The organism is Catellatospora sp. NPDC049609, from assembly GCF_040675365.1.
In the GTDB taxonomy this organism is placed as follows: domain Bacteria; phylum Actinomycetota; class Actinomycetes; order Mycobacteriales; family Micromonosporaceae; genus Catellatospora.
The window spans coordinates 98,797-110,613 of the sequence record NZ_JBFAOU010000008.1 but is presented as its reverse complement, the minus strand read 5'-3'; the positions used below and the strand labels follow the sequence as shown (position 1 = coordinate 110,613).

12 protein-coding genes are annotated in these 11,817 nt (G+C 71.0%); 4 read left to right on the top strand and 8 right to left on the bottom strand.

The genetic code is table 11. From position 1 onward, the window contains the following. Positions 1-151 precede the first annotated feature (151 nt). Entirely contained in the window at positions 152-1,000 is an 849-nt protein-coding gene (locus AB0J67_RS04175; protein WP_363476053.1) for a 3-hydroxyacyl-CoA dehydrogenase family protein, read from the bottom strand. Positions 1,001-1,237: 237 nt separating this feature from the next. On the opposite strand from AB0J67_RS04175, the gene AB0J67_RS04170 reads away from it, so the two are divergent. Further along, the gene (locus AB0J67_RS04170; protein ID WP_363476051.1) at positions 1,238-1,552 is read left to right on the top strand and encodes a hypothetical protein; all 315 of its coding nucleotides are present in this window, start codon (positions 1,238-1,240) and stop codon (positions 1,550-1,552) included. Positions 1,553-1,653: 101 nt separating this feature from the next. On the opposite strand, the gene murA is transcribed toward AB0J67_RS04170, so the two are convergent. Further along, on the bottom strand, positions 1,654-2,943 hold the full coding sequence (murA, locus tag AB0J67_RS04165; protein ID WP_363476049.1) for a UDP-N-acetylglucosamine 1-carboxyvinyltransferase: 1,290 nt from the start codon (positions 2,941-2,943) through the stop codon (positions 1,654-1,656). Between the two features lie 85 nt (positions 2,944-3,028). On the opposite strand from murA, the gene AB0J67_RS04160 reads away from it, so the two are divergent. The 3 genes from AB0J67_RS04160 (at position 3,029) to AB0J67_RS04150 (ending at position 5,514) form a co-directional block, all read left to right on the top strand. Beyond that, the gene (locus tag AB0J67_RS04160; protein ID WP_363476047.1) at positions 3,029-3,607 is read left to right on the top strand and encodes a cob(I)yrinic acid a,c-diamide adenosyltransferase; all 579 of its coding nucleotides are present in this window, start codon (positions 3,029-3,031) and stop codon (positions 3,605-3,607) included. 124 nt (positions 3,608-3,731) lie between these two features. Next, positions 3,732-4,703 carry an ATP-binding cassette domain-containing protein gene (locus AB0J67_RS04155; protein WP_363476045.1) on the top strand — a complete coding sequence of 324 codons (972 nt, stop codon included), beginning with the start codon at positions 3,732-3,734 and terminating at the stop codon, positions 4,701-4,703. 28 nt (positions 4,704-4,731) lie between these two features. Further along, on the top strand, positions 4,732-5,514 hold the full coding sequence (locus tag AB0J67_RS04150; protein ID WP_363476043.1) for an ABC transporter permease: 783 nt from the start codon (positions 4,732-4,734) through the stop codon (positions 5,512-5,514). Positions 5,515-5,593: 79 nt separating this feature from the next. Here the strand turns inward: AB0J67_RS04150 and AB0J67_RS04145 are convergent, their stop codons facing one another. The 6 genes from AB0J67_RS04145 to atpA form a co-directional block, all read right to left on the bottom strand. Further along, a complete protein-coding gene (locus tag AB0J67_RS04145) occupies positions 5,594-6,016 on the bottom strand; it encodes a DUF2550 domain-containing protein (protein ID WP_363476041.1) in 423 nt (140 codons plus the stop codon). 22 nt (positions 6,017-6,038) lie between these two features. Beyond that, complete coding sequence (locus AB0J67_RS04140) at positions 6,039-6,323, bottom strand: F0F1 ATP synthase subunit epsilon (RefSeq protein WP_363476040.1); 285 nt, start codon at positions 6,321-6,323, stop codon at positions 6,039-6,041. Positions 6,324-6,420: 97 nt separating this feature from the next. After that, positions 6,421-7,656, bottom strand: a complete 1,236-nt coding sequence (locus tag AB0J67_RS04135; protein ID WP_363476038.1) for an LCP family protein — start codon at positions 7,654-7,656, stop codon at positions 6,421-6,423. A 112-nt stretch (positions 7,657-7,768) separates the two neighbouring features. Beyond that, a complete protein-coding gene (gene atpD, locus AB0J67_RS04130) occupies positions 7,769-9,205 on the bottom strand; it encodes a F0F1 ATP synthase subunit beta (RefSeq protein ID WP_363476036.1) in 1,437 nt (478 codons plus the stop codon). Next, a complete protein-coding gene (locus AB0J67_RS04125; protein WP_363476034.1) occupies positions 9,202-10,131 on the bottom strand; it encodes a F0F1 ATP synthase subunit gamma in 930 nt (309 codons plus the stop codon). Before AB0J67_RS04125 ends, atpD begins: the two co-directional genes overlap by 4 nt. 2 nt (positions 10,132-10,133) lie before the next feature. Further along, positions 10,134-11,768, bottom strand: coding sequence for a F0F1 ATP synthase subunit alpha (gene atpA, locus AB0J67_RS04120; RefSeq protein ID WP_363476032.1), 1,635 nt, complete (start codon positions 11,766-11,768; stop codon positions 10,134-10,136). Positions 11,769-11,817: the final 49 nt, after the last annotated feature.

Genomic DNA, 11,817 nt, shown 5'->3' with positions numbered 1-11,817 from the left:
GCGGCCGTCCCGAGTCGAAGGCCTGCGGCTGCCCGTCCTCGCCGAGCACGGCTTGGACCTATCTGGATGACAAAATCATGATCGGAGTCATCCAGATAGGCCAACGTCAATGCCAAAACGGGCCGCCGCACGCTGCGCCCCGGGTCGCGGCTCAGTACGTGTAGAAGCCCTTGCCGCTCTTGCGGCCCAGCTCACCCGCGGTGACCATGCGCTGGAGCAGCTCCGGCGGGAAGAACTTCGGGTCGGCGGTGTCGGTGTAGATGTTGCGCGCGGCGTGCGCCAGGATGTCCACCCCGGTCAGGTCGGTCGTGGCCAGCGGGCCCATCGCGTGCCCGAAGCCCAGCTTGCACGCCGTGTCCAGGTCCTCCGGGCTGACCACGCCGGACTCGACGAGCTTGACCGCCTCGACGACCAGCGCCGCGATCAGGCGGGTGGTCACGAACCCCGCGATGTCGCGGTTGACCACGATGCAGGTCTTGCCGATGCCCTCGGCGAACGACCGCGCGGTGGCCAGCGTCTCGTCGCTGGTGCGGTGGCCGCGGACCAGCTCACACAGCTTCATCATCGGCACCGGCGAGAAGAAGTGGGTGCCCACGACCATCTCCGGCCGCTGCGTGGCGGCGGCGATCTGGGTGATCGGGATGGCCGAAGTGTTGGTGCCGAGCACCGCGTCCGGCTTGCAGATGCGGTCCAGCGCCCGGAACACCTCCTGCTTGATCTCGAGCTTCTCGAAGACCGCCTCGATCACGATGTCGGCCTCGGCGGCGGCCTCCAGGTCGGTGGTGGTGGTGATCCGGCCCAGGGCGTCCTGCGCGTCCTGCTCGCTGATGGTGCCCTTGACGGCGAACCGGCCCAGCGAGGTGCGGATGCCGTCCAGGCCGCGCGTGGTGGCCGCGTCGTCGAGGTCGCGCAGCGTCACCTGCCAGCCGGCCTGCGCCGCCACCTGGGCGATGCCGGCGCCCATGAGTCCCGCTCCGATGACCGCGAGCTTCCCTGCCATTGCCCTGCCTCCCGCTTGACCAGCACTACGGTGTCATATGTCCGGTGATGCGCCGCTCCGCGCGGCCCGCTCCGGCCGTCCCGGCCTTCGCTGCGTCCGGCCGTACGCCGAGCGGCCGCTCCCACGGCTCACGTGGCCGGCGCGCGGTGACGCGGCGGGCCGCAGTCGAGCCTAAACGATCGCTCAGGGCCCCGCGAACGGCCTCGCGGCGGCGGCTCGCGGGTGCAGACTTAGGTCATGCCTGCTAGTGCCTATCTCGCCGGCCCGATGGTCGCGATGCTCACCATTGCGGTCCTCGTCGTGGTGCTGCACCGCGGCCTGCAGCGCGACGTGGAGACACCGGCCCCGATCGCGCCGACCCCTGACGACTACGGCCTGCTGGCCAGCGCCGCCGTGGTCCGTACGCTCGCCGACGCCGCGCTGATCCGCGAGCACCTGCACAGCGCCGGCATCCGTGCCACGCTCGCCACCGCGCCCGACGGGCGCATCCGCGTCCTGGTCTTCACCGACGAGGTGAACCGCGCCCGCAGGGTCGTCGGGGAGACCCGCTAGGCCCCGGATGCCGTCAACGCCGCCGGCACCCGGCTGAAAGCTCGCGGCTCCGCCCTCAGGGCGGAGCCGCGATCGTCATCGGTACGGGTGGGTCCGGCGGCTCAGAAGCCGTACTCCGGGTCGGCGGGGGCCTCGGCGCGCTCGACCTCCACGCCCAGCGAGCGCAGGTCGGCGACGAAGTCCGGGTAGCCGCGGTCGATGTGGTGCACGGCGCGCACGGTGGTCACCCCGTCGCCGCACAGGCCCGCGATGACCAGGCCGGCCCCGGCCCGGATGTCGCTGGCGCTGACCTCGGCGCAGGACAGGCTGTCCCGGCCGCGCACCATGGCGTGGTGCCCCTCGATGCGGATGTCCGCCCCCAGCCGCTTGAGCTCCTCGGCGAACATGAACCGCCCGTCGAAGATGTTCTCGGTGATCAGCGACACGCCCTCGGCGACCGAGGCCATGCCGATCGCCATGGGCAGCAGGTCGGTGGCGAAGCCCGGGAAGGGCAGCGTGCGTACGTCGACCGCGTTCGGCCGGTCGGCCATGCGGACGCGGAACCAGTCCGGGCCGTAGTCGACCGAGCCGCCCGCCTGCTGGATCTTGTCCAGGGCTATCTCCAGGCAGCGCGGGTCGATGCCGCGCACGGTGACGTCGCCGCGGGTCATCGCGGACCCGAAGGCCCAGGTGCCGGCCACGATGCGGTCGCCGATGGTGGCGTGCCGGACCGGCCGGAGCGCCTCGACGCCCTGCACGGTCAGCTCGGAGGTGCCGGCCCCGGAGATGCGGGCGCCCATCGCGGTCAGCATCTGGCAGATGTCGACGATCTCGGGCTCGCGGGCCACGTTGTCGATGACCGTGGTGCCGCGGGCCAGCACCGCCGCCATGAGCAGGTTCTCGGTGGCGCCGACGCTGGGGAAGTCCAGGCTGATCTTCGCGCCGTGCAGGCCCGACGGGGCCTCGGCGACCACGAAGCCGTGCTCGCCGGTGATGTCGGCGCCCATCTTGGCCAGGCCCGAGACGTGCATGTCCAGGCCGCGCGAGCCGATCGCGTCGCCGCCGGGATGGGCCACCCGCACCCGGCCACACCGCGCCAGCAGGGGCCCGAGCACGCAGATCGACGCCCGCAGGCGGCGCACCAGCTCGTAGTCGGCCTCGGGGTGCAGCGCGGCGGGCACGTTGATGCGCACCTCATCCGCCTCGAACGCGACATCGGCGCCCAGACGCCGCAGCACCTCCCCCATCAGCGCGATGTCGGTGATACGCGGCACGTTGGTGATCACGCTCTCGCCCTCGGCCAGCAACGCTGCCGCCATGAGCTTGAGCGCGCTGTTCTTCGCGCCGACCACGCCGACCTCGCCGGCCAGCCGTACGCCGCCCTTGACCCGGATCACATCCACGTCGGCCATCGTAGAAGGCGGACCTGCCGCCCGGACGCCGGACAGCACCACGCCTGCGCCATCCCCACCGCCGGCCACCATTAGGCTCGTCGACATGGCTGTTCACCTCACCCGCATCTACACCAGGACCGGCGACGCCGGCACCACCGCGCTCGGCAACGGCGAGCGGGTGGCCAAGACCGATCCGCGCATCACCGCGTACGCCGATGTGGACGAGTGCAACGCCGCGCTGGGTGTGGCGCTCGCCCTGGGCGACCTGGCCGGCGACGTGCGCGCCGTGCTCACGCTGATCCAGAACGATCTGTTCGACGTCGGCGCCGACCTGTGCAACCCGATCACCCCCGACCCGAAGTACCCACCGCTGCGTGTCACCGAGGACTACGTCACCCGCCTGGAGGGCTGGTGCGATGAGTTCAACGCGCGTCTGGCCAAACTGGATTCTTTTATCCTGCCGGGAGGGAGTCCGGGCGCGGCGCTGCTGCACGTAGCCCGTACCGTCGCCCGGCGGGCGGAGCGATCGGTGTTCGCGCTGCTGGCCGAGGATGCGGCACGCACCGGCCCGCTGAGCGCACAGTACCTCAACCGGCTCTCCGATCTGCTGTTTATCCTCGCCAGAGTCGCTAATTCGGATGGCGCCGCCGACGTGAAGTGGGTGCCCGGGGCCAACCGCTGAGCCGGGCGGCCCGCCGCGCCGCCGTCGGCGATGTCGACGCCGGCGGCGACGGCCGGGCCGGCGCGGAATCGGCGGATCCGGCGGATCCGGCGCGCGTGGGCGCACGCGCGCCTACCGTGTGTCCATGGCCGCTGCGATCGTCGCGGAAGGGCTGGTCAAGCGGTTCGGCTCGGTGACCGCGCTGGCCGGCCTGTCGCTGAGCGTGCCGGAGGGCGGCGCGCTGGGCCTGCTCGGCCCCGACCGGGCGGGCAAGACCACCGCGGTGCGCATCCTGGCCACCCTGCTGCGGCCCGACGCGGGCAGCTGCCTCATCCACGGGCTGGACGTGCTGAAGCAGCCCGCGCTGGTGCGCCGGGAGATCGGGCTGAGCAGCCGGCAGCCGGCCGTCGACGGGTTCCTCACCGGGTTCGAGAACCTGGAGCTGCTGGGCCGGCTGCACCGGCTCGGCCGCCGCCGGGCCCGGTCGCGCGCCGAGGAGCTGCTCGAACGCTTCCATCTCAGCGAGGCGGCGCACCGCCCGGCACGCACGTACCCGGCCGGGATGCGCCGCCGGCTCGACCTGGCCGGGGCGCTGGTGGCCACGCCGTCGGTGGTGTTCCTGGACGAGCCCACGGCGGGCCTCGACCAGCGCAGCCGGCTGGGCATCTGGGACGTGATCGGCGAGCGGGTCCGCGACGGCGCGACCCTGCTGCTGGCCACCCGGCACCTGGACGAGGCCGACGAGCTCGCCGACGAGATCGTCGTGCTCGACCGCGGCCACACCCTGGCCCGGGGCACGCCCGAGCAGCTCACCCGGCACATCGGCGGCGAGCGCCTGCAGGTGGTGCTGGGCAACCGGGCCGAGACCCAGGTCGCCGAGGACATCCTGAACCGGGTCTGCGGCGGCCAGGCGGTGGTCGAGCTGGAGCAGCACCTGGTCCAGGCCCCCGTGACGTCCGGCGCGCAGGCCCTGGTGGAGCTGGTGCGCAGGCTCGACGCGGCCGGCATCGAACCGGTCGACATCGGCATCCACCGCGCCAGCCTCGACGACGTGTTCCGCAAGCTCACCGGCCAGTCGGTCACCCCCACCCTGGCCGAGGAGGAGGCGCACCGATGAGCGGGCGCGGCGTGGGCGGGGAGCGGCCGTGACCGCGGGCGCCGTGACCGGCCTGCGGGACGCGGGCGAGCTGGCCCGGCGCAGCCTGCTGCGGGCCCGGCGGGCGCCGCGCACGCTGGTCCTGGCGGCGCTGCTGCCGCTGCTGCTGCTCCTGGTGTTCGGGTACGTGCTGGGCGGGTCGGTCACCGTGCCGGGCGGCGGCTATCCCACGTTCCTGGTGCCGGGCGTGCTGGTGCAGGCAGTGGCGCTGGTCGCCGGGCTGGGCGCGGCGAGCGTGGCGGGCGACGTGCGGCGCGGCATGGTCGACCGGTTCCGCGGGCTGCCCGTCACCTCCGCCGCGGTGCTGTTCGGCGCCACCGCGGCCGACCTGGTCCGGATCGCGGTGACGGTCGCGGTGGCCGCCGCCGCGGGCGTGGTCGCCGGCTGGCGGGTGCACACCGGTGCGGCCGCGGCCGCCGCCGGCTTCGGCCTGCTCCTGCTGTTCGGGTACGCCGTGACCTGGGCGGCGCTGCTGACCGGCCTGTACGCGCGCTCGCCGGGCGCGGCCCGCCGGACGGTGTACGCGTGCCTGGTGCCGCTGACCTTCGTGTCCGGCGCGCTCGCCCCGACCGGCACGATGCCGCCGTGGCTGCGCCCGCTCGCGGAGGCCAACCCGGTGACCGCCGTGGTCACGGCGCTGCGCACGCTCTGGGGCGACCCGACCGCGGGCACCGTGCTGCCGGCGTACCCCCTGGCCCTGCTCTGGCCCCTGGCCGTGCTCCTGGTGACGATCCCCCTCGCCCGCCGCCGCTACCGCCGCACCGCTCCCTAGCTCACCCGACTTGCCTGGCAGGTGGGCGTATGACGGCGCGGCTTCCGCCCACCTGCCAGGCAAAACGGACGATCAAGGCTCAGGTGGAGTACGGGGCCGCGGCTTCGAGCCAGGACAGGAAGCCGGTGACGGTGTGCAGCGGCATCGCGATCTCGACCTCGGCGCGGGAGTCGGCGCAGTGCAGCACGACCCACTCGGCGGGCACCAGCACCGCCTCGTCCGTGGTGGGCGCTCGCCTGCTGACCACGCGCAGGTCGCGGCGGTCGAGCTTGCGGCGCGGGCGCGGCGAGAGGCTGAACATCCGGTACCACCGCAGCTCGTCGCCGCGGAACTGGGCGAAGCCGGGCGCCCAGCCACGGCCGCCGGCCGTCTGGCGCAGCCGGAGGTAGAGCTCCACGGTGCCGTGCCCGCGCGCGAACAGCTCGCGGCGCACGAACAGGCCCGCCAGCAGGGCGAGCAGGACGACGAGGCCGATGGCGATTGCTTCGAGCAGCGGCCTCATCGTCGTGGCTGGCGCTGGTCGCTCAGTGGCGGGCGGCCGGAGCGACCGGGCTGGCGGTCTCCGCCAGCACCGTCACGCCCTCGGTCGTGACGGAGAGGAAGCCACCGGACACCTCGTAGGCGACCTCCTCGCCGCCCGGGAGGATGATCCGTACGCCACCCGGGTTCGCGAGCTGGCCGAGCAGCGGCGCGTGGCTGGGCAGCACGCCCAGCTCGCCCTCGGTGGTGCGGGCGATGACCATCTCGGCCTGCCCGGACCAGACCTTCTCCTCGACGGCGACGAGCTCGACCTGGAGCAGCTTGGCCACGATGTCTCCTCGGATGCGGAAGATTTGTGCAGCGAGTCTAACCGCCGGTGATCGGCGGCACCCACCAGGACCGGGTCAGTGTGATCTGCGGGCCACTTTAGTTGTTGATCAACTGGGGATGGAAGGCGAGGTAGTTCTCGACCGAGCCCGCGGCCACCGCGCCCAGGAACTGCTTGGCGTCCAGGTCGAGCTGCTCACCGAGGTACTGGTACTTCATCTTGGGCTTGGACTTCTTCTTCTTGTCGCTCTTCTTGTCGTCGTCGCCGTCGTCGTCACCACCGTCGTCGCCGTCGTCCCCGCCGCCGCCGTCGTCACCGTCGTCGTCCTTGCCCTTGTCGACGACGTAGTGGCCCACCCCGCCGCCGGTCAGCTTGACCATGGCGACGCGGCTGGGCCGGATGTCCTGCAGCGCGAACGCCCAGTCGATCACCGTGTGCCCGCGCCCGCTGAAGGTCAGCGACTCACCCGCCGCCCGCAGCACCTGGTCCATCCGCAGCGGGTCGCGCAGCACGTCACCGCTGAACGCCCTGGAGATCATCGCCCGGACCAACTGCTGCTGGTGGCGCTGGCGGGCGTAGTCCCCGCCGCTCACGTAGCGCTGGCGGGCGTAGTCCAGCGCCTGCCAGCCCTTGAAGTGGCGCAGGCCGGGCTCGTACACCATCTGCTCGCCGACGTACGAGTCGCCGACGCGGTCGCGGGGGTCGCCGTCCGGCTCCAGGTGGATCGAGGCGACCCGCTCGTCGACCTCCATGTCGATGCCGCCCAGCGCGTCGATGACGTCCTTGAAGCCGCTGAAGTCGATGATCGCCCCGGCGTCGAACCGGGCGATGCCGGTGTACTGGCTCACCGTCGCGGCCAGCAGCTCGAAGCCCTGGGCGTGGTTGGCCCGGCGGTCGCCCGGCACCATCGAGCCGAAGTACATCGCGTGCGCGAGCTTGTCCTGCGGGTTGCCGGCGTAGCCCGCCTTCGGGAACGGGGGGATCGCCACCAGCAGGTCACGGGGCAGCGAGAACAGGTAGCCGCGGTCCAGGCCCGCGGGGATGTGCATGACCAGCACCGAGTCCGCGCGCGGGATCCAGAACGGGTCGCCGCGCCGCGGGTCGATGCCGGCCAGCAGCACGTTCAGCGGCCCCTTGATGTCCTCCGGCCGCGGCGGGAGCGCCCCACCGGACCCGTCGCCGAACAGGTCCTCCTTGTGGATGGCGCTCTCGTAGCGGGCCAGCACCCGGTCCACCGTGACCAGCGAGGCGCCGCTCAGCAGCATCAGCGCCGTGCCCGTCAGCACGCTCCACCGCGCCCAGCGCGCCGCCGTCCGCCACCGTTTCGCCACCATGAAGTGCACAACGAGGCAGATGCGGCATTAGCTCCTGGCATCGCCACCCGGGGGACACGGCAGCGGCCCCTCCCGCCGGGGCGGAAGGGGCCGCGGTGATGCCGAACCTGACCTACTTGGTCAGCTCGCGGTAGTTCTTCTCGAGGTCGTCGAGGCCACCGCACATGAAGAAGGCCTGCTCCGGGACGTGGTCGTACTCGCCCTGGGAGATCTTCTTGAACGCCTCCACGGTCTCCTTCACCGGCACGGTCGAACCCTCGACACCGGTGAACTGCTTGGCCGCGTAGGTGTTCTGCGACAGGAACCGCTCGATCCGGCGGGCCCGCGCCACGGTGATCTTGTCTTCCTCGGAGAGCTCGTCCATACCGAGGATGGCGATGATGTCCTGCAGGTCGTTGTACTTCTGCAGGATCCGCTTCACCTCGGAGGCGACGGCGTAGTGCTCCGCACCGACGTACTCCGGCGCCAGGATTCGCGAGGACGAGGCCAGCGGGTCCACGGCGGGGTAGATGCCCTTGTCGGACACCTTGCGCTCGAGGTTCGTGGTCGCGTCCAGGTGGGCGAAGGTGGTCGCCGGCGCCGGGTCGGTGTAGTCGTCCGCGGGCACGTAGATGGCCTGCAGCGAGGTGATGGCCTGGCCACGCACCGAGGTGATGCGCTCCTGGAGCTCACCCATCTCGTCGGCGAGGGTCGGCTGGTAACCCACGGCGCTCGGCATACGGCCGAGCAGGGTGGACACCTCGGAACCGGCCTGCGTGAAGCGGAAGATGTTGTCGATGAAGAGCAGCACCTCCTGCTTCTGCACGTCGCGGAAGTACTCGGCCATGGTCAGCGCGGACAGCGCGACCCGCAGACGGGTGCCCGGGGGCTCGTCCATCTGGCCGAAGACCAGCGCGGTGTCGCCGAGCACGTTGGCCTCGGCCATCTCGTTGATGAGGTCGTTGCCCTCACGGGTGCGCTCACCGACGCCCGCGAAGACGGACGTACCACCGAAGTTACGGGCAACGCGGATGATCATCTCCTGGATGAGCACCGTCTTGCCCACGCCCGCGCCGCCGAACAGACCGATCTTGCCACCCTTGACGTACGGGGCCAGCAGGTCGATCACCTTGACGCCGGTCTCCAGCATCTCGGTCTTCGGCTCCAGCTCGGCGAACGCCGGAGGCTTGCGGTGGATCGGCCAGCGCTCGCTGACCTCGAGCTTCTGCCCCGGCTCCAGGTTGAGGCAGTCACCGAGGACGTTGAACACCTTGCCCTTGGTCTCGTTGCCGACCGGGACGCTGATCGGGTCGCCGGTGTCACGGACCTCGGCACCACGGACCATGCCGTCGGTGGGCTGCATCGAGATGGCCCGGACCACGTTGTCGCCGAGGTGGTTGGCGACCTCGAGGGTCAGGGTCCGCTCGCCCTCGCTCAGGGTCACGTCGACCTTGAGCGCGTTGAACAGAGCGGGCATCGCGTCGCGCGGGAACTCGACGTCGACGACCGGGCCGATGACCCGGACGACTCGACCGACGCCCGCCTTGGTGTCAGTAGCAGTGGTCATCATTCACTCCCCGCCGCCGCCAGCGCGTCCACGCCGCCGACGATCTCACTGATTTCCTGGGTGATCGCGGCCTGGCGGGCAGAGTTCATCTCCCGCGTCAGCGACTTGATCATGGTTTCCGCATTGTCGGTCGCGCTCTTCATCGCCCGCCGACGGGAGGCCGACTCGCTGGCCGCCGAGTCCAGCAACGCCGCGTAGATCCGCGTGTTGATGTACTTCGGCAGCAGCGCGTCCAGCAGCTCCTCGGCGTTGGGCTCGAAGTCGTACGCCGGCAGCAGCTCGCCCTTGTTGCCCGCACGCTCTTCGACCTGCATCGGCGCGAAGATCTTCGTGGAGGCGTTCTGGGTCATGAGCGACTTGAACTCGGTGTAGACGATGTGCAGCTCGTCCACGCCCAGCACGCCGTCGACGCCCGCGTGGTCCACGCTGTCGTCCGCCCCGTGCACGAACGCCTGGATCAGCGTCTCGCCGACCCGGCGCGCGTCCTCGAAGCGCGGCTGCTCGGAGAAGCCGCTCCAGCTCCCGGCGAGCTCGCGCCCGCGGAAGGTGTAGTAGCTGACCCCCTTGCGGCCGATCACGTACAGCGCGACCTGCTTGCCCTGGGCCTTCAGCCGCGCGATCAGCTGCTCGGCGAGCCGGATCGCGTTGGCGTTGTAACCGCCGCACAGGCCGCGGTCGCTCGTGATGAGCAGCACGCCGGCCCGGTGCTCCGGGTCCCGCGGCACCAGCAGCGGGTGCTGGGCGTTGGTGTTCGACGCCAGCGCGGTGAGCACGCCGGTGATCGCGTTGGCGTACGGCAGCGACGCGTCGACGCGAGCCTGAGCCTTGGCGATACGGCTGGTCGCGACCAGCTCCATGGCCTTGGTGATCTTCTTCGTCGAGCGGGTCGCCTTGATCCGCCGACGGAGAACTCGTACCGAACCGGCCATGACTACTTCTTCTCGTCCACGATGCGGGTGACGGTCTCGGTGACCTCATCGCCCTCAAGCGCGGTCGGCTCGGCCTCGTTGATCACCACGTTGTCCTCGGCGGGCAGGAAGCCCTTCTTGAACTCCGCGATCACCGAGTCGAGACGCGCCACGACGTCGTCGCCCCAGGTGCCGCCCGCGATGGTCTTCAGCACGTCGCTGTGCGAGGCCCGCAGGTGCTGCAGGAACTCGCCCTCGAACCGGCGGATGTCCTTGACCGGGATGTCGTCGAGCTTGCCCTCGGTGCCGGCCCAGACGGAGACGACCTGCTCCTCGACCGGGTACGGCGAGTAGTTCTGCTGCTTGAGCAGCTCGACCAGGCGGGAGCCCTTCTCCAGCTGGGCGCGCGAGGCGCGGTCCAGGTCCGAGGCGAAGGCGGCGAACGCCTCCAGCTCACGGAACTGGGCCAGGTCCAGCCGCAGGCGGCCGGCGACCTTGCGCATCGGCTTGCCCTGCGCCGAGCCACCGACCCGGGAGACCGAGGTGCCGACGTTGATCGCCGGACGCACGCCCGAGTTGAACAGGTTCTCCTCGAGGAAGATCTGCCCGTCGGTGATGGAGATGACGTTGGTCGGGATGAACGCCGAGATGTCGCCGGCCTTCGTCTCGATGATCGGCAGACCGGTCATCGAGCCCGCGCCCAGCTCGTCCGACAGCTTCGCGCAGCGCTCCAGCAGGCGGGAGTGCAGGTAGAAGACGTCACCCGGGTACGCCTCACGGCCCGGCGGGCGGCGCAGCAGCAGCGACACGGCACGGTACGCCTCGGCCTGCTTGCTCAGGTCGTCGAAGACGATCAGAACGTGCTTGCCGGCGTACATCCAGTGCTGGCCGATGGCCGAACCGGCGTACGGCGCCAGGTACTTGAAGCCGGCCGGGTCCGACGCGGGCGACGCGACGATGGTGGTGTACTCCATCGCGCCCGCCGCCTCCAGCGTGCCCTTGACGGACGCGATGGTGGACGCCTTCTGGCCGATGGCGACGTAGATGCAGCGGACCTGCTTCTTCGGGTCGCCGGACTTCCAGTTGTCACGCTGGTTGATGATCGCGTCCAGCGCCACCGACGTCTTGCCGGTCTTGCGGTCGCCGATGATCAGCTGGCGCTGGCCGCGGCCGATCGGGGTCATCGCGTCGATGGCCTTGATGCCGGTCTCGAGCGACTCGTGCACCGACTTGCGGACCATCACGTTCGGAGCCTGCAGCTCCAGCTCGCGGAAGCCCTCGTTGTCGATCTCACCCAGACCGTCGATCGGCGCACCCAGCGGGTTCACCACGCGGCCCAGGAACTTGTCGCCCACCGGCACGGAGAGCACGCGGCCGGTGCGCTTGACCGGCTGCCCCTCCTCGATGCCCTCGAAGGCACCCAGGACGACGACACCGATCTCGCGGACGTCGAGGTTCAGCGCGACACCCAGGGTGCCGTCGGCGAACTCCAGCAGCTCGTTGGCCATGGTGGAGGGGAGACCCTCGACCTTGGCAATACCGTCACCGGCCTCGGTGACGATGCCGACCTCCTCGCGGGAGATCTCGGGCGCGTACGAGGAGACGAAACGCTCAAGCGCTCCACGGATCTCCTCGGACGAGATGGTCAGCTCGGCCATCCTCAGCTTCCTATCGGTGTCGTGACTGTCAAGTCAGGTTCGGTGTGGA

Coding starts and splice junctions, on each gene's coding strand:
- AB0J67_RS04160 (WP_363476047.1), top strand. CDS start 3,029: ATGGCTGTTCACCTCACCCGCATCTACACCAGGACCGGCGACGCCGGC.
- atpD (WP_363476036.1), bottom strand. CDS start 9,205: ATGATGACCACTGCTACTGACACCAAGGCGGGCGTCGGTCGAGTCGTC.
- AB0J67_RS04135 (WP_363476038.1), bottom strand. CDS start 7,656: ATGGTGGCGAAACGGTGGCGGACGGCGGCGCGCTGGGCGCGGTGGAGC.
- AB0J67_RS04125 (WP_363476034.1), bottom strand. CDS start 10,131: ATGGCCGGTTCGGTACGAGTTCTCCGTCGGCGGATCAAGGCGACCCGC.
- AB0J67_RS04175 (WP_363476053.1), bottom strand. CDS start 1,000: ATGGCAGGGAAGCTCGCGGTCATCGGAGCGGGACTCATGGGCGCCGGC.
- AB0J67_RS04145 (WP_363476041.1), bottom strand. CDS start 6,016: ATGAGGCCGCTGCTCGAAGCAATCGCCATCGGCCTCGTCGTCCTGCTC.
- atpA (WP_363476032.1), bottom strand. CDS start 11,768: ATGGCCGAGCTGACCATCTCGTCCGAGGAGATCCGTGGAGCGCTTGAG.
- AB0J67_RS04155 (WP_363476045.1), top strand. CDS start 3,732: ATGGCCGCTGCGATCGTCGCGGAAGGGCTGGTCAAGCGGTTCGGCTCG.
- AB0J67_RS04170 (WP_363476051.1), top strand. CDS start 1,238: ATGCCTGCTAGTGCCTATCTCGCCGGCCCGATGGTCGCGATGCTCACC.
- murA (WP_363476049.1), bottom strand. CDS start 2,943: ATGGCCGACGTGGATGTGATCCGGGTCAAGGGCGGCGTACGGCTGGCC.